We start from the raw sequence: 16,426 nt of genomic DNA, 5'->3' as shown, positions 1-16,426 counted from the left end.
CCTTACTTTTATATGTTTATTTGGCAAACAATATGGAGGATTAAAAATGTTATTTACAGTGCTGCCTTAAAGTCATCGTCTGTAATTCTGGCATCCATTTCAAGATAAGTTCTTATAGCATCTTTAATGTTTTCCTGAGCATCTTCAAGGGTATCACCCTGGCTATGGCAACCCCGCAGAACAGGACAATGGGCATCATAACCGTACTCAGTTTTATTTATAATTACTGGAAACTCCATTTTTACACCCTCCGTTATCTGCCTGATAACACACAGCTATATATAAATTATACGTAATATATTCAAAAAAAAGAAACTTATCAGAGATAGCCAATATCCGTAATGTTCAAAAATTCTCTAACTCAGAGTGTTATAGAGAAATCGTGTTTAAGATGAGGATTGTGGTAAGGGTCTTTGAAAGACCTTACGTTCCATCTGCTTTGAAGTAAATCCACTTCATAAACAAATAAGGACTTATTTCGGTGTGTCTCATCAAGTGTTCCAACCGATATGGATTCATGATGGTAGAGCCTTGCGTGGGGTGTGTAAATGTTCGTATATCCCGCTTTCCAAATCTTCAGACAAAAATCAATATCATTAAAGGCAATCTTAAAGTCAGGATCAAAACCGTTAACCTCATCATAGACCGCTCTTCTAACCATAAGACAAGCACCGGTTACGGCCGTTACATCTCTTACTAAGTCTTTTGCATGATGAAATGGGGATCCCATAAGTATCTTATCATTGTAATGTTTACAAATGTGCGCGGCGCCTCCGGAAATTCCAACGACAACCCCCATGTGCTGAATTGTGTCATCCGGATACAAAAGCTTAGAGCCAACCACTCCTATCTTATCCATCATGGCATAACCAACCATATGCTCTAACCAGTTGCCGTTTATTACCTCCGTGTCGTTGTTCAAAAACAGAAGTACCTCGCCTGTTGAGTTATTTACGCCAAAATTGTTAGCATCCGAATAATTAAATTCCGGTCTCTCAAATTGAACTATCTTAAGTTTTGGATTGTCTTTAACACTGCCGTAAAAATTAAAAGTGCTCTCATCCACGCTCCCAGTGTCAACAACGATAATTTCATAGTTATCATAAGTGGTTTTCTCTAAAATTGAACTGACACACACGCTTATATATTCAACCTTGTCCTTTGTTGGAATTATGATTGAAATCTTTGGTTTTATTCTCAAGTGATGTCTCAGGCGGTAACATCCTAAAATGTCAGTAAATTCCACATCTGCATCGATGGAGTTTCTTTGTAGATATTGCGTCAGTGCAGTTTTAGCATTTTCGTAGGCATAGTGTTTACTTTCAGAAGCACTGGCAACTGAACCATGTATCATTCTCCAGTGGTATAGAATCTCAGGAATGTGCGCTATACGTTTTGGCGAGGTCTGCTCTATAAACCTTAAGGTCATGTCGTAGTCCTGAGAGCCGTCAAAACCCTCCCTGTAGCCTCCGATCTTATCCACAACAGATTTTCTGTAAGCACTCAGGTGTCCTGTAAACATCATGCTGAGAAATAAAAACAAAGACCAGTCAGGCTTAAAAAAAGGCACATCACGTCTCCCCTCCTCATCAAGCTTATCCTCATCGCTGTATATAAAATCAAGTTCAGGGTTATCGTTAAGCAGTTTTGCAAATTCTAAAAGGGCATGGGGTGCGAGCTCATCATCGTTATCCAAAGGAGCGATAAAATCACCGGTTGCAAGCCTTAGTGCTTCATTTGATGCTCCGGCTATATGCAGATTTTTCTTACCGTAAGAGATTTTTATCCGCTTGTCTTTTCCCTCCCAGCCTCTTAAGCACTCCAGAGTCTCAGCTGCCGTTGAAGCATCGTCATAGAGACACAACTCCCAGTTTTCATAAAGTTGATTTAAAACAGACTCTATGCACTTGTTTAGCCACTGCGGTTCTACGTTGTAAACGGGAGTTATTACTGAAAACTTTGGGTTATAGGAAAATCTCTTCATTTCATTCTGCGCCATTTTAACAGTAGGAATCTCCAGCTTGGAGAGATACTCAAAGTATGAATCACTCCGGGTTGCACACCGCTTTTCATTTATTAACCCGTCCTTTGATTTAGCCCTTACTGTAACCGTATGATTAACGTCATCCAGAGGGGTAAGGAGTCCTATATTAAATGAAAATCCACAATTCATCACATCCTCATACCCCTGAAAGCTCCTTGCAACATCTGGTCTTGAAAGCACTGGAACTACACGTCCGTAAACAATATCATCTACCAATATCTCAACATCTGAAATTCCATTGGGAAACACAGCCCATCCTACTACGTGGAGATGTCTGCTTGTAATACTGGCAGAGTCAATGAACAATAATCTTTCAAACAAATTTTCTCTGAGGTATTGTTCAAAAGTCTGCGAGACTTCTGTTATTTGCGAGAATTCCTTGACAAACCCGCCGTTTGTCAGCACCTTTAGTGTTGCTGTGTACGTACCCTTAGGCATACTTTCCTTTGGTTCCCTTAAAAGATACATGCCTGATTCCAATGTGTTGGTTTTGCAGGGAAAGTGCATTGCAACATCCATTCTTTCCAGTCCTAAAGTGAGTTTGTCTATAAATTCACCATTTATGTAAAGTTCAACATCTTTAATGCCGTCATTAGAAAATGCCCAGCCATTTACATACACCTTATCCGTGCATAATTCAGAGTCAAAATGAATATTTATTTCCGGCGTATTTGCTGAAGATGAAATGTACTGTCCGTAAGTTAAAGAGACATCCTTAAACTGTGAAGTTTCTTTTATATATCCGGAATTTGTCAAAATTCTCAGCGTTAAGCAGTGGCTGCCTTTGGAAAGCTTATTAGTAAGGTCTTTTAAAATACACATCCCGGACTTTAGTGCATTAATCTTACAAGGTAAAAGAGACTCAACATCCGGTCTTTCTAAACCAAATATGAGTTTGTCTGTAAATTCACCATCAATATAAAGATCCACGTTTTTAATGCCGTCATCAGAAAAAGCCCAGCCATTTATATACACCTTATCGATGCAGAGGTTGGATTCAAACTCTTCATACACTCCATGTGCAATTGCCGGTATCAGGTGGTAATATTGTTTAGCTGCCTGCTGCTCTATATTAATTTCCTTTATAAACTCACAACTGCTTACAGCCCTGAGTGTGACAACATGTTTACCGGCAGGAATCGGCTTCTCAAATTCCTTCATAAAACAAAAGCAGCCTTTTTCTATGTTTTCCATACACTGGTATGTTGACCTTACATCCGCACGAGTTGTAACAAAGTCAGCCTCACCTGCATACACCTTGTCAATGTAAACCTCAAGGGCCGCTATTCCGTTTTCAGACAACGCCCACCCATAAATATAAATAACGCCAGTGCCCAAAATCAGATTATCATAATGTAACATTATTTCCGGCGGGGAGTTTTTCACTACGGACTCATAGCGTTCGGTGATAGTTACAGTCTTACTGCAGCAAGTTATGACGCCATGCTCTGTGACGGCTCTTATTTCCAGAGTGTGAGTTCCCTGTGACAGATTGGTCTCTGTAGTGTCTCTGTAGCAAAATCCTGATAACAAACTGTTTTTATAGCCTGGAAACTTTCGGGAAACATCTCCCCTTGTTAATTTATATTTTGCGTTTCCAACAAGTGTGTCATCAATATATATCTGAATACTTTTAATATCGCAGGAGGAGAACGCCCATCCTGAGACACTTATATAATCCAGGTTAACTATGGTTTTTTCGCAATTAGCGTGTACAGTGAAATCAGTTTCTGATGTCTGTGATTCAATCTTTTCAGTCAGCTTGAATCGCGTTTTAATGGTTGAAAAGTCACCAGCTTTTGAAATAGCTGTGATTGAGGCAACATGCCGTCCTGGCTGCAAGGGCTCATCCAGGTGCTTAAAAAATGAAAACCCTCCTTCTTTACTATCTTCTATCTCAGGATAGGCCAAAGCCAGGTCTATTCGTGTTACCCCTAAAGCTGCAACACCGGTTAGTTTGCCGTCAATTGAAACTTCTACTCTGTCAACTGCGTCTTTGGATAGAGCCCAGCCCGTTATCTTTATTGTGTCAGATTCAAACAGCGCCTCATCACAGTAGACAATTACCTTCTTATAAAGGAGCACATCGAGGGCTTTTTTGACTGAAGGCAGCTTTTTGACTTTTTTTAGCAGCCCCTTCGCTTTTGCCTTCATCAGGTTATAAGGCATAGCTTTCAGTCAAAGAAAACATACTCTGTTCCTCCTTGTATAATATCAAACTCTGAAATAAGTAAAAAACGATGTGGAATAAGGGTAAGATGATACCCTTAGTTCCACAATCTGTTTAAACTATTTTTTTTTTGTTAAAGCAGCAACACCAGGAAGCACCTTACCCTCAAGAAGTTCCAAAGAGGCGCCGCCACCGGTTGATATAAACGATACCTTATCAGCTACCCCTGCCCGATTGACAGCCAACACGGAGTCACCGCCGCCGATTATACTGGTACCGCCTGAGGCTGCTACAGCTTTTGCCAGTGCAAAAGTTCCGGCAGAAAACGCCTCAATTTCAAACAAACCCATAGGGCCGTTCCAGACTATGGTTTTGGATGCCTTAACGGCATCGGCATAAATCTTTGAAGACTCAGGGCCGATGTCAAGAATTCGCCATCCTGCCGGTACATCTTTTACGGAGACCACTTTGGTCTGTGTCCCAGGTTCGGTGTTTTGTGCTATTACGCAGTCAACAGGCAGCAGTAATTCCACATTGTTGGCTTTCATCTTAGCCATAATGCTCTTTGCCGTGTCAAGCATTTCGTCTTCGCACAGTGAATCTCCGATTTCAAAGCCCTGTGCTTTAAAGAAAGTGTTAGCCATACCGCCGCCAACTATAATCTTATTGACTTTATTGCTAAGATGCTCCAGTACCCCTATCTTCCCTGATACTTTTGCGCCTCCCACTATGGCCGTAAATGGCCTTGTCGGATTCTCTACTGCATTTATAAGGTAGTCAAGCTCCTTTTTCATAAGGAATCCGGCTGCCGCCTTAGAAACGTGTTTTGTGATACCCTCTGTGGTGGCATGGGCTCTGTGGGCTGTGCCAAAGGCGTCATTTACATAGACATCGGCAAGCTTTGCCAATGATTTTGCAAACTCAGCGTCGTTTTTTTCCTCTTCAGCGTAAAACCTCACGTTTTCAAGGAGCAGCACATCGCCATCCTTAAGGGCTGACACCATTTTCTCAACCTCAGGGCCAATACAGTCCGGTGCAAATGCCACAGGTTTTCCGAGGATTTCCTGCAGGCGGACAGCCACCGGTTTGAGGCTGTACTTAGGGTTGGGTTTACCCTTGGGTCTGCCAAGGTGTGAGGCCAGGATAACCCTGGCTCCCATTTCAATTGCCTTTTTTATCGTTGGAACAGCGCTCCGAATTCTTGTGTCGTCCGTAATGGCTCCGGCATCGTCAAATGGAACGTTAAAATCCACTCTTATAAAGGTTCTTTTACCCTTCAGTTCTAAGTCGCTTATTACCAGTGTTTCAAGTGCCATCGCGCTTACCTCTTTGATACGAGGTACATAAGCAGGTCTTTTACACGGTTGCTATAACCCCACTCGTTGTCATACCATGAGATAACCTTCACCATATTGCCACCGATTACCTTTGTAAGAGCAGGGTCAAAGATAGAGGAATGTGGATTACCCTTGAAGTCTGCCGATACCAAAGGCTCGTCACAGTACTGAAGCACTCCCTTCATTGGGCCCTCTGCCGCTGCTTTAACGGTTGCATTTATGGATTCTATTGTAGCCTCTTTTTTTAGCTCCGCCACTAAGTCCACAACTGACACGTTAGGGGTCGGCACTCGCAGTGAAAAGCCGTCCAGTTTACCCTTTAAGTCAGGCAGAACAAGGCCGATTGCCTTAGCTGCGCCGGTGCTTGAGGGAATTATGGAAAGAGCCGCTGCTCTTGCCCTTCTGAGGTCTTTGTGTGGAAGGTCTAACAGTCTCTGATCGTTTGTGTAGGAGTGGACTGTGGTCATAAGACCCTTGACGATTCCAAATTCATTGTGGATTGCCTTAGCTATAGGAGAAAGGCAGTTTGTGGTGCAGGATGCGTTAGAGATAATCTTGTGCTTTGCCGGATCCAAAAGCTCGTTGTTAACGCCCATACATATAGTGATGTCCTCATCGGAGGCAGGGGCAGAGATAATAACCCAGCCGGCTCCTGCTGCCAGATGTTTTGAGGCGCCTTCTCTTTTTGTGAATAAGCCGGTTGACTCCACAACAATTTCCACACCAAAGCTCTTCCATGGAATATTGCCCGGATCCCTTTCAGCGGTAATCTTAGTGGCTTTGCCGTTTACCACGATAGAATCACCCTGCACTGATACGTCTGCCGTGAGATTTCCCACAACTGAGTCATATTTTAGCAAATGGGCAAGCGTCTTTGTGTCAGTTATATCGTTTACAGCCACTATTTCTATGTCAGGGTTACCCATACACGCCCTGTAGAAATTTCTGCCAATTCTACCAAAACCGTTTACGCCTACTTTAACTGCCATAAGTAAACCTCCAGATATGTAATAAATTATCAGGAGACGAAGTCTCCTCACTTTCTATATCCGGGGCCGGACTCTTTTAATGTCCGCCCAGATAATTGATAACTATTCCAGTGGGAATTTTCGGGTAAAAATAGGTGGATTTTGGGGGCATCCGCACTCCTTGTTTCGCCGAAAGTTCCACATCCTCAACCCTCGTGGGGTTCAAAAATATGGCGGCTTCAAACCTCCCGTCTCTTACGCTTTCCACCGTCTTTTCAACACTCATTTCATATGCAAACCCACCGGCATTATTATAGACCTTTCCAAACACTGTGTCATGCAGCACCATAACGTCTATACCACTGACGCCATCCGGTCTGACACCCTTATATGTAAGGGTATAGAATCCGCCGCCACCACCAAGGTAAAGCCCAAAAGAAAGTGCTTTGCCTCTTATATGAGCTGTTATGTCGGCACTCTGGCCAATGTGTTCTACGTCAAAATACTGTTTAAGATGCTCCAGATTCCCAGCCGTTATTCCGTTAACCATCCTGTGTGTAGGCAAAATAGTGATACCGCCATCTCTTATATTTGTTATAAGCATCAGTACGTAGTCAAAGCTTTGTAACTTCTCTGTGTGAGCACCGCTTTCCTCTCTCATAAGCCTTTGGTACTCAAGGGCTGTTTCATATCTGTGATGCCCGTCTGCAATATAAAAGCTTTCACCCTCAAGTGCATTGGTTATTTTTGCAACATCCGCCTCATTCTCTATAATCCAGCACCTGTGGGACATTTTCTTGTCAGAATCTGTGTACTCAAAATATGGGGCTGTTGCGTTATAAGCATTAAGGACGCCTATAAGAGCATTGTTACTGCTGTTATAAAGTGAAAATATTGGACTTGTGTTAGCTCCTGAGGAGTGCATCAGGTTAAGCCTGTCCTGTTTGGGTTTAGAGTGGGTCATTTCATGCGGGTAAACGCCAGCCCCAGGTTTAACCAGTTTAACGGCTGCAAAAATCCCGCGCATCGTATTTAGCAAACCCCCAAATTCGTAAGAAACCTCATACAAGAAATAAGCCGGCTTGTCTCTGAACTTCATAGTGCCGTCATCAATCCAGTCTTTGAGGGCTTTAGCGGCACGAATGTATTTATTGTTTTTATCGTTATCTCCGGGCTGTTCCTCTGCCCAGTCAACTCTGACTATGTTATAAGGGCTCTTGTTGTACAGACCTGCCTGCATCTCTGGCGTTATGATGTCATATGGCGGTGCAGTAACATCCGCAAGTGACACCCGCTGCGGGTCATACATAAGTCCTATAAATGGAGCTGTTCCAGTCATTTACCTTCCTAAAACTAAAATCAAATCTCGATAGCTTAACATTTTTGCTTTTATTAATTCAAATATATGTTAAGTTTATTTATGAAAATTTTATGTTCCTGACTAAAACAGCATCGGTACTTTTAAGTTAAAAGATGCCATCGTATAAATAAACATGGGTTAAATAAAATATTTTTAAAAATGTAGATGAATTTTATTGACAAGTTGTGATAAACTCAATGGTGGAGGGTATAAAGATTGAATAATACGTATAAAAATATATTTGTATGGCTGTTAATCGGTTCGCTTATGATAGTGCTTTTCAACATGCTGAGTTTTCAGAAGCCTCAGCAGGAGGAGATGATTCTTTCGGATTTTCTCGAAAAGCTTGACAGTGCGGCGGTAGATGAGGTTTCTATAAGGGAAAATGAAATCAACGGCAAACTCAAAGACGGCAAGAGTTTCCGTACATACACTATGGAGTACCCTGATCTGGTAAAAGAGTTAAGAGCCAAAAACGTTAAAATCACGGTAAAACCCCCAACGCAAAGCCCATGGTATGTGAATTTCTTTTTTTCGTGGGGACCGATAATTTTCCTTGCGCTTATCTGGGTGTTTTTTATGAGACAGATGCAGGTAGGGGGCAATAAGGCCATGTCGTTTGGTAAGTCGAGGGCACGCCTTGTCTCTGACAAATCCAACAAGGTGACCTTTAAAGATGTTGCCGGTGTGGAGGAGGCTAAAAACGAGGTACTGGAAATAATAGAGTTTTTAAGAGACCCTCAAAAGTTTACAAAACTCGGAGGCAGAATTCCGCGTGGAGTGCTTCTTGTGGGGCCCCCCGGAACCGGAAAGACTCTCCTTGCAAGAGCCATAGCAGGTGAGGCCGATGTCCCTTTTTATTCCATCTCAGGATCGGATTTTGTAGAGATGTTTGTTGGCGTTGGAGCTTCAAGAGTTAGGGATTTGTTTGAGCAGGCAAAAAAGAATGCGCCGTGTCTTATCTTTATAGATGAAATAGACGCCGTAGGGCGGCACCGTGGGGCAGGGTTAGGCGGCGGTCATGACGAAAGAGAGCAGACCCTTAACCAGTTGCTTGTGGAAATGGACGGCTTTGAAGGAAAAGAGGGACGGATTGTTATAGCGGCAACAAACAGACCGGATGTTCTTGACCCGGCACTCCTGAGACCGGGCAGATTTGACAGACAGGTGATAGTCTCTCATCCCGATGTACGGGGACGTGAGGAGATTCTAAAAGTGCACACAAAGACTATACCCATGTCACCGGATGTGGAATTAGCTGTGATAGCAAGAGGCACACCTGGGTTCACCGGAGCAGACCTGGCAAATCTTGTCAATGAAGCGGCACTTGTTGCGGCAAGAGCGTCAAAGGAGACTGTGGATATGGTTGACTTTGACCACGCTAAGGATAAGGTGCTTATGGGAGTGGAGCGAAAGAGCATGATAATTAATGACGAGGAAAAGCGAAACACCGCCTATCATGAGTCAGGACATGCGCTTGTAGCTAAACTTACGCCCGGAACCGACCCAGTTCATAAGGTCAGCATAATACCGCGAGGGCGCGCTCTTGGCGTTACCCAGCAGCTTCCCATAGATGACAGGTATACGTACTCTAAGGAGTTTTTGACAAACACGCTAAAAGTGCTTTTGGGCGGTCGTGCTGCCGAGGAGCTGGCCCTTAATCACATGACCACGGGGGCTGGCAATGATCTTGAAAGGGCTACCGATCTGTCCAGAAAAATGGTGACCGAATGGGGCATGTCGGATAAACTGGGGCCCCTGACCTTTGGTAAGAAAGAGGAACAGATTTTTCTTGGACGTGAAATTGCCAAGCACAGAGACTACAGCGAACGAACTGCCGAGTTGATAGACGAGGAGGTGCAGTCGCTTGTGTTTAACGCTTATCAGGAGAGTAAGGAGGTTTTAAGGGCAAATTATGACACTCTTGAGGCTATGGCCAAGCTGTTGCTTGAGAAAGAAACCATCGAAAACACAGAAATAGAACAACTTATAGAAGAGGTCAAGCTTAAAAGAAATCCCGGCCTTGAAACTAGTTCTTAAAAACCACACACTGGATTTATCGCACAAAACCCTCATAATGGGGGTACTCAATGTAACCCCTGATTCATTTTCCGATAGCGGTGTTTTTTTTGAAAAAAATCGCGCAATAGAGGGCGCTCTTAAAATGGTTGAAGACGGCGCCGATATTATAGATGTTGGAGGGGAGTCAACCCGTCCTGGTGCAGAACAAATCACAGTACATGAGGAGTTAAAGCGGGTAATTCCTGTTATAGAGGCAATCACTGAACACATAAGCGTACCGATTTCAGTTGATACTTATAAGGCAGCGGTGGCACATGAGGCGTTAAACGCAGGGGCCTCTATGGTTAACGACATAAGCGGCCTCAGATTTGACAATGATATGGCTAAAACCATTGCAGAAGCGCAGGGAGCAGTCTGTATCATGCACATATTGGGCACGCCAAAAAACATGCAGAATAACCCGCACTATGACGACATATTTGTTCAGATCGGAGAGTATCTCAATGAGGGAATTAATATGGCTAAGTCTGCCGGAATCTCTGATATCAGCATTGTGATAGACCCTGGTATAGGATTTGGTAAAACCCTTGACCATAATCTTCAGATTCTAAGAGGACTTGACAGATTTAAACAGCCTGGAAAACCGGTTATGGTTGGCACATCCCGTAAATCCTTTATCAGCATGATTCTTGGCGGACGCGCAGTTGACAAAAGACTTATGGGAACTGCCGCAACTGTAGCTATTTCAATTTTTAACGGTGCATCAATTGTACGGGTGCACGATGTTAAGGAGATAGCCGATGTGGTGCGTGTTTCTGATGCTATAGTGCGGGGGGAGAACCACTGATTTGAAAGCATACGTTTTGATGGGCCCAACCTGTGTAGGCAAGACCGAATCTTCGCTTTTACTTGCTGAGGCACTTAAGAGCGAAATCATAAGTGCCGACTCTATGCAGGTCTATAAGTACATGGATATTGGGACAGCCAAACCCTCTTTGGATAAGCTCCGTGCAGTGCCCCATCATATGATAGATGTGGCATTACCGACTGAGGAGTTCAGTGCCGGCAGGTTTGTGGCTGAGGCAGTGCCGATAATAGAAGAGCTTTGTAAAGGCGGGAAACATCCGGTGATAGCCGGAGGCACAGGGTTTTATATCAGGGCGCTGTCTGAGGGACTTTTTGAGGGCCCAGAGGCTGACTGGCAGTTGCGGCAGCAGTTAGACTCTGATGAGGCCAATTGTGAGGGGTTTCTGTATAATCTCCTGTGTTATATTGATCCCGTTACCGCTTTAAAAATAAAACAAGGCGACAAGAGACGAATAATACGGGCACTTGAGGTGATATTTAAACTGGGTGTGCCGATGTCGGAGGCTCAAAAAAATACAACCCCTTCAGTAAACTGCGGCTTTGTAAAAATCTGTTTGACACGGGAGCGCACAGAGCTCTACCGGATGATAGAGGACAGGGTGGATGTGATGGTGCACGATGGGCTTTTTGAAGAGGCGAGGGTACTTTTTGATATGCCGCTCTCTAAGACCACATCACGGGCAATTGGGTACAGGGAGGCATTTTCATATTTCAGAGGAGAGGTGGGGCGTGATGAGGCCGTATTAAACATAAAGCAGGCCACACGGCGCTATGCAAAGCGCCAAATGACATGGTTCCGGGCTGAGAAGGACATCAACTGGATTGATATAACAGGTATTTTTGATCCCAAAAAAATTTATGATAAAATTATTTCGTTGACAAGTACTAATTAGCTTGAATTACTTAGGCGAAATTCTTTATTGTATATAGGACAGCCTGTTATTTTTTAAAACCACATAAAGGAGACATAAGATGGGTGGCGTAAAAACGACAAGCCTGCAGGATGCTTTCCTAAATCAACTGAGGAAAGACAAGATGCCGGTTGTTGTATATTTGACAAACGGCGTGAGGCTAAAGGGAACAGTGAGAGCATTTGACAACTTTGTTATAATTTTGAAAGATGCCAGGCAGCAGTTGATTTACAAACATTCCATCTCGTCCATAGTGCCTGAGGATGACGTAAGCGTTAAATATGACGAGCCTCAGCAAGAGCAATAAGTCGAAATCCCCGCTGCCTACGGTTGACATAATCATAAGGTATCGGGAAGGGGTGGTGCTGATTAAAAGAAAGAATGAACCTCACGGGTGGGCTATCCCCGGCGGGTTTGTGGATTATGGGGAATCGCTTGAAACGGCGGCCTGCAGAGAGGCTAAAGAGGAGACTAGCCTTGATGTTAAACTTCTGCGGCAGTTTCATACCTACTCCGACCCGGAAAGAGACAAGCGGATGCACACGATAACGACTGTGTATGTGGCGGAGGCTCAGGGAGAGGCTCAGGCCGGAGACGATGCCGCAGAGTACGGTGTGTTTACGCCGTCCAACTTGCCAAATCCCATAGTGTTTGACCATAAGAGGATTCTTGCGGATTATTTCAATCAGGTATATTAATATTAGGAGGTTTTTTTAGATGATAAAGTTTATGCACAAACATGCTAAGTTTTTCTATGTGTTTTTCTTTTTGATTATTATATCGTTTATATTTTTCTATGTGGGGCCTATAGATAAGTCCTCATCGGTTGCGCTGATTGAAATCGGCGACAAGAAGATTTATTCAGAGGAGTACTGGAGAGTTTATGACAATATAAAGAACTACTACTCAAGCATCCTTAAGGATAAATTTAACTCCGAGATGGAAAAGACGCTGAATCTCAAAAAAGTTGCGCTTGATGCAATCGTGGAGCATGAGCTTATGCTTGAGGCGGCAAAGCAGCTTGGAATTAATGTGTCGGACAGAGAGGTGAGTGAGACGATACTACATGATCCGACCTTTAATAGGGATGGCGCCTTCAGACAGGATATATATATGAGATACATAGAGCTAAACCGCATGACGCCTGCTGTTTTTGAGGCAAAAAGACGTGAAGATTTAATAGTGTCCAAAGTAAGAGCGCTTATTGAACTCACTGCCGGAAAACTTGAGGAGCCCTCCGAGGATTTAAAAAATCAGGACAAGCAGAAAATCCTTGAAAAACTCTATGCCAACATGGACAGAGAAAGAAAAGCAAAACTCGTAAAGTCCTACATTGACGGACTTAAGAAAACGATACATTTTAAGGTCAAAGAAGATTTAATCGGGTAGGGGGGTGCATCAGAGCATTGAGAGTTGCATCCCGAAAGATAAAAAGATAAGGAATAATCCGCAGATGACGCAGATGAACACAGATGAAAGAAATATCAATCTGCGAAAATCTGCGTAATCTGCGGATAAATATTTTTTCTTTACCCCTTATTCATGATTTTGGATGTTAGTCAAAAATATAGCATAATTATATCATTGACTGCAACATGATATAATGAGGGCAAATATGAGCATGTTTGATGAAGAAACAATTAAAGAATTTCAATTCATTGACAAAATAATAGGAGAAGCAGTATTTGTTTGTTCATAAATGCATTTTTTAAAATCGTTATACTATTGATGCAAAAGCAGTTAAAACCTGCATAACGGATGAAATTCCCTTTAGTGCAAGACTTGCGCCAACGATAAGCCCAAAGACAGTTAAAGACCCTGAGGGAATGGATGTCAAACAAAATCAGCCTCTGTTGTCAAATAGAAATTGTGTCTTCCAACTTTACCATGTCCTAAACGATTATAATTTTGTAATCTCGACTTATAAAAAAATATTGAAAAAAGTACAGTGCATTATGTTAGAATTATCAGAGTCTGTAACTGATAAGCGACTGAATAAAGAAAGGAGCGAATAGATAATGAAGGTAATATTGAGAGAGGACATAAGTAATGTAGGTGATATGGGGATGATTGTAAATGTAGCCCGCGGGTATGCAAGAAACTATCTAATCCCTAAGAAATTTGCAGTTGAAGCAAACCCCAAGAACATGAAACTTTTGCAGCATGAGACGCGTATAATTGCGGAGAAAGTTAAAAAGTTGAAAGTAAGCGCCGAGGATTTTGCCAAAAAGATTGTGGCAACCGCGGTTAACATTTCAGCAAAAGCTGGTGAGGAGGGGAAGCTCTTCGGTTCAGTTACCAATAAGGACATTGCAGATGCACTTGAGGCAATGGGCTTTAGCATTGACAAGAGAAAAATCCTCCTTGATGCTCCCATAAAACGGACAGGTGAACACATAGTAAAAGTCAGAATACACCCCGAGGTGCAGGCTGATTTGAAAGTGGATGTAGTGCCGGAATAAAGCGCCTGAGAATATATTTTTACACATATACAGCCTCTTAATAGTGGATATTAGGAGGTTTTTTTGTTGGCAGGAGACATAATGAAAACAGAAGATAAAGCGCCAGATAAAGTACAACCACAAAACGTTGAGGCTGAAATGTTCGTTCTTGGCGCTATCATGCTTGACAACGAGGCTATATATAAAGTCCTGGATTTAATAACATCAGCGGATTTCTATAAAGATGAGCATCGCCGCATTTTCTCTGCAATTATCACCCTGCTTGATAAAACTGAACCTGTTGACTACGTAACAGTATCAAATTATCTTAGAAATAAAAAAGAAATGGAACTGGCAGGCGGGGAATCATATTTATCGTTGCTGCTAAACTCTGTACCAACTGCTGCTAACATTGTTTATCACGCTAAAATTCTGAGAGAAAAAGCCCTTATGAGAAACCTTATAAGAGCGTCAACAGATATAATCTCAAGAGTTTACACTCACGACGGTGAGGTGGATGAATTAGTGGATTTTGCAGAAAAATCCGTATTTGAGATAGCTGAGTTTAGAATCAAGCCGTCCTTTTCCTCTTTTAACGAAGTGTTAAAAGACAGCATGTCAATGATAGAGAAGCTCCATGACCGAAAAGAGACTATAACCGGTCTGCCCTCTGGGTTTAAGGACCTTGACGATTTAACAACCGGATTTCAGCCTGGAGATTTAATAATAATTGGAGGGCGTCCCTCGATGGGTAAAACCGCCTTTTGCTTAAACATAGCGCAGCACGTGGGAATCAACGTAAAGGAGCCGGTGGCTATTTTTAGTCTTGAGATGTCTAAAAAGCAGTTAGCTGTGAGGATGCTCTGTGCCGAGGCGATGGTGGACGCTAACCGGATAAGAAAAGCCCGTATGGAGAAAAGTGATTGGCCAAAACTCACTGCGGCAGCAGGCAGATTAGCTGATGCGCCGATATTCATAGATGATTCATCAGACATTGGAGCGCTTGAGATGCGCTCAAAGGCAAGGAGATTAAAAAAGGAGCGTGGGCTGGGGCTTGTTGTGGTTGACTATCTTCAGCTTATGAGGGGGCGCTCCGGGGTGGACAGAAGAGAACAGGAGATTTCAGAAATCTCACGCTCCTTAAAAGGGCTTGCCAAAGAGTTGGACTTACCAGTCATAGCGCTTAGCCAGCTTAACAGGCTTGTTGAGCAGCGCCGTCCTCCCATTCCCACACTTGCAGACTTACGCGAATCTGGAGCTATTGAACAGGATGCGGATGTTATACTTTTTCTATACCGTGAAGAGGTGTATAACCGTAACGACGAGGCGGTTAAGGGGAAGGTTGAACTACATATAGCTAAGCAGCGTAATGGTCCAGCCGGTGTCCATGTGAATTTGTCCTTTCTTGCGGCATACACCAAATTTGCCAATAACACTGAGGGCTTTTACGAGGAAACTGATGAGACATTCTAATACACTAATTAATGATGGAGGTGTGTGCTATGAAAAGATCGCCTGTTGTAGCTGGCCAGTTTTATAAGGGGGGTGCAGCGGCTTTAGAGGCCGAAGTCAGTGGTTACACAGCAGAGGTTAGCAAAAAAATCAGAGCCATAGGCATAATAAGTCCTCATGCCGGCCTTATGTACTCAGGAGCAGTAGCCGGGCTTGTTTACTCAAGGATAGAATTTCCTGACACTTTTATTTTGCTTGGACCAAATCACACCGGATTAGGCCAGAAGGCAGCAGTTATGAAAGAGGGCAGGTGGGAAATTCCAACAAATTCCTTTGAAATTGATACTGATATAGCTGCGGCAGTTTTAGATAGCACGCCTCTTTTTACTGAGGATATACAAGCACACCGGTATGAGCACTCACTTGAGGTGCAGTTACCGTTTATCGCGCATTTTTCAAAAACGGTAAAAATCGTTCCGGTTTGTTTTATGTACGCTTCTGCTGGCCAGTGTAAGGAGGCAGGCGAGGCACTTGCCAAAGTTATACAGAATTCAGGAAAATCCGTGACAATAGTTGCAAGCTCTGATATGAGCCACTACTTACCGGATGCCGTAACCAGACAAAAGGATAAGCTGGCAATGGAGAAAATCTTAGCGCTTGACCCGGCAGGACTCTATGATGTTGTAAAGAAAGAGGATATAACCATGTGCGGAGTGATACCGGCAACCGTGATGATGTATGCCGCACTTAAGCTGGGAGCTAAGAGCGCTGAGGTCGTTAAGTATGCCACATCGGGAGACGTAAGCGGAGACTATGAAAGAGTTGTAGGCTATGCCGGTGTCGTAATCAGATAG

14 protein-coding genes are annotated in these 16,426 nt (G+C 43.2%); 9 read left to right on the top strand and 5 right to left on the bottom strand.

All coding sequences use genetic code 11. From position 1 onward, the window contains the following. Positions 1-53: 53 nt before the first annotated feature. The 5 genes from HQK88_00225 to HQK88_00205 form a co-directional block, all read right to left on the bottom strand. A complete protein-coding gene (locus tag HQK88_00225; protein MBF0615223.1) occupies positions 54-239 on the bottom strand; it encodes a type II toxin-antitoxin system HicB family antitoxin in 186 nt (61 codons plus the stop codon). A 122-nt stretch (positions 240-361) separates the two neighbouring features. Continuing rightward, positions 362-4,198, bottom strand: coding sequence for a glycosyltransferase (locus HQK88_00220; GenBank protein ID MBF0615222.1), 3,837 nt, complete (start codon positions 4,196-4,198; stop codon positions 362-364). 135 nt (positions 4,199-4,333) lie between these two features. After that, the gene (locus tag HQK88_00215) at positions 4,334-5,530 is read right to left on the bottom strand and encodes a phosphoglycerate kinase (protein MBF0615221.1); all 1,197 of its coding nucleotides are present in this window, start codon (positions 5,528-5,530) and stop codon (positions 4,334-4,336) included. 5 nt (positions 5,531-5,535) lie between these two features. Beyond that, positions 5,536-6,540: a type I glyceraldehyde-3-phosphate dehydrogenase gene (gene gap / locus HQK88_00210; protein MBF0615220.1), complete on the bottom strand. Its 1,005-nt coding sequence runs from the start codon at positions 6,538-6,540 to the stop codon at positions 5,536-5,538. 76 nt (positions 6,541-6,616) lie between these two features. Further along, a complete protein-coding gene (locus HQK88_00205) occupies positions 6,617-7,858 on the bottom strand; it encodes a DUF1015 domain-containing protein (protein ID MBF0615219.1) in 1,242 nt (413 codons plus the stop codon). A 288-nt stretch (positions 7,859-8,146) separates the two neighbouring features. Here HQK88_00205 and ftsH point away from each other — a divergent pair, with 288 nt between their 5' ends. From ftsH to amrB, 9 genes are all read left to right on the top strand, one after another. Further along, positions 8,147-9,919 carry an ATP-dependent zinc metalloprotease FtsH gene (ftsH, locus tag HQK88_00200; GenBank protein ID MBF0615218.1) on the top strand — a complete coding sequence of 591 codons (1,773 nt, stop codon included), beginning with the start codon at positions 8,147-8,149 and terminating at the stop codon, positions 9,917-9,919. A gap of 37 nt (positions 9,920-9,956) precedes the next feature. Next, positions 9,957-10,748: a dihydropteroate synthase gene (gene folP, locus HQK88_00195; protein ID MBF0615217.1), complete on the top strand. Its 792-nt coding sequence runs from the start codon at positions 9,957-9,959 to the stop codon at positions 10,746-10,748. 1 nt (position 10,749) lies between these two features. Further along, positions 10,750-11,661, top strand: coding sequence for a tRNA (adenosine(37)-N6)-dimethylallyltransferase MiaA (gene miaA / locus HQK88_00190; protein MBF0615216.1), 912 nt, complete (start codon positions 10,750-10,752; stop codon positions 11,659-11,661). Positions 11,662-11,740: 79 nt separating this feature from the next. Then, complete coding sequence (gene hfq, locus HQK88_00185; GenBank protein ID MBF0615215.1) at positions 11,741-11,986, top strand: RNA chaperone Hfq; 246 nt, start codon at positions 11,741-11,743, stop codon at positions 11,984-11,986. Then, positions 11,961-12,377, top strand: coding sequence for an NUDIX hydrolase (locus HQK88_00180; protein ID MBF0615214.1), 417 nt, complete (start codon positions 11,961-11,963; stop codon positions 12,375-12,377). The genes hfq and HQK88_00180 overlap by 26 nt, the downstream gene beginning before the upstream one ends. A 19-nt stretch (positions 12,378-12,396) precedes the next feature. Beyond that, on the top strand, positions 12,397-13,068 hold the full coding sequence (locus tag HQK88_00175) for a SurA N-terminal domain-containing protein (GenBank protein MBF0615213.1): 672 nt from the start codon (positions 12,397-12,399) through the stop codon (positions 13,066-13,068). Positions 13,069-13,697: 629 nt separating this feature from the next. Beyond that, entirely contained in the window at positions 13,698-14,141 is a 444-nt protein-coding gene (locus HQK88_00170; protein MBF0615212.1) for a 50S ribosomal protein L9, read from the top strand. A gap of 81 nt (positions 14,142-14,222) precedes the next feature. Beyond that, positions 14,223-15,593: a replicative DNA helicase gene (gene dnaB, locus HQK88_00165; protein MBF0615211.1), complete on the top strand. Its 1,371-nt coding sequence runs from the start codon at positions 14,223-14,225 to the stop codon at positions 15,591-15,593. A 29-nt stretch (positions 15,594-15,622) separates the two neighbouring features. Next, positions 15,623-16,426 carry an AmmeMemoRadiSam system protein B gene (gene amrB, locus HQK88_00160; protein ID MBF0615210.1) on the top strand — a complete coding sequence of 268 codons (804 nt, stop codon included), beginning with the start codon at positions 15,623-15,625 and terminating at the stop codon, positions 16,424-16,426.

The organism is Nitrospirota bacterium (assembly GCA_015233895.1).
Lineage (GTDB): Bacteria > Nitrospirota > Thermodesulfovibrionia > Thermodesulfovibrionales > Magnetobacteriaceae > Magnetomonas.
This window is presented reverse-complemented; position numbering and strand designations above follow the sequence as displayed.

What these genes read in the sequence shown, in the direction of transcription:
- HQK88_00225 (MBF0615223.1), bottom strand. Translation starts at nt 239, where the DNA reads ATGGAGTTTCCAGTAATTATAAATAAAACTGAGTACGGTTATGATGCC.
- HQK88_00220 (MBF0615222.1), bottom strand. Translation starts at nt 4,198, where the DNA reads ATGAAGGCAAAAGCGAAGGGGCTGCTAAAAAAAGTCAAAAAGCTGCCT.
- HQK88_00215 (MBF0615221.1), bottom strand. Translation starts at nt 5,530, where the DNA reads ATGGCACTTGAAACACTGGTAATAAGCGACTTAGAACTGAAGGGTAAA.
- gap (MBF0615220.1), bottom strand. Translation starts at nt 6,540, where the DNA reads ATGGCAGTTAAAGTAGGCGTAAACGGTTTTGGTAGAATTGGCAGAAAT.
- HQK88_00205 (MBF0615219.1), bottom strand. Translation starts at nt 7,858, where the DNA reads ATGACTGGAACAGCTCCATTTATAGGACTTATGTATGACCCGCAGCGG.
- ftsH (MBF0615218.1), top strand. Translation starts at nt 8,147, where the DNA reads ATGATAGTGCTTTTCAACATGCTGAGTTTTCAGAAGCCTCAGCAGGAG.
- folP (MBF0615217.1), top strand. Translation starts at nt 9,957, where the DNA reads ATGGGGGTACTCAATGTAACCCCTGATTCATTTTCCGATAGCGGTGTT.
- hfq (MBF0615215.1), top strand. Translation starts at nt 11,741, where the DNA reads ATGGGTGGCGTAAAAACGACAAGCCTGCAGGATGCTTTCCTAAATCAA.
- HQK88_00180 (MBF0615214.1), top strand. Translation starts at nt 11,961, where the DNA reads ATGACGAGCCTCAGCAAGAGCAATAAGTCGAAATCCCCGCTGCCTACG.
- HQK88_00175 (MBF0615213.1), top strand. Translation starts at nt 12,397, where the DNA reads ATGATAAAGTTTATGCACAAACATGCTAAGTTTTTCTATGTGTTTTTC.
- HQK88_00170 (MBF0615212.1), top strand. Translation starts at nt 13,698, where the DNA reads ATGAAGGTAATATTGAGAGAGGACATAAGTAATGTAGGTGATATGGGG.
- dnaB (MBF0615211.1), top strand. Translation starts at nt 14,223, where the DNA reads ATGAAAACAGAAGATAAAGCGCCAGATAAAGTACAACCACAAAACGTT.
- amrB (MBF0615210.1), top strand. Translation starts at nt 15,623, where the DNA reads ATGAAAAGATCGCCTGTTGTAGCTGGCCAGTTTTATAAGGGGGGTGCA.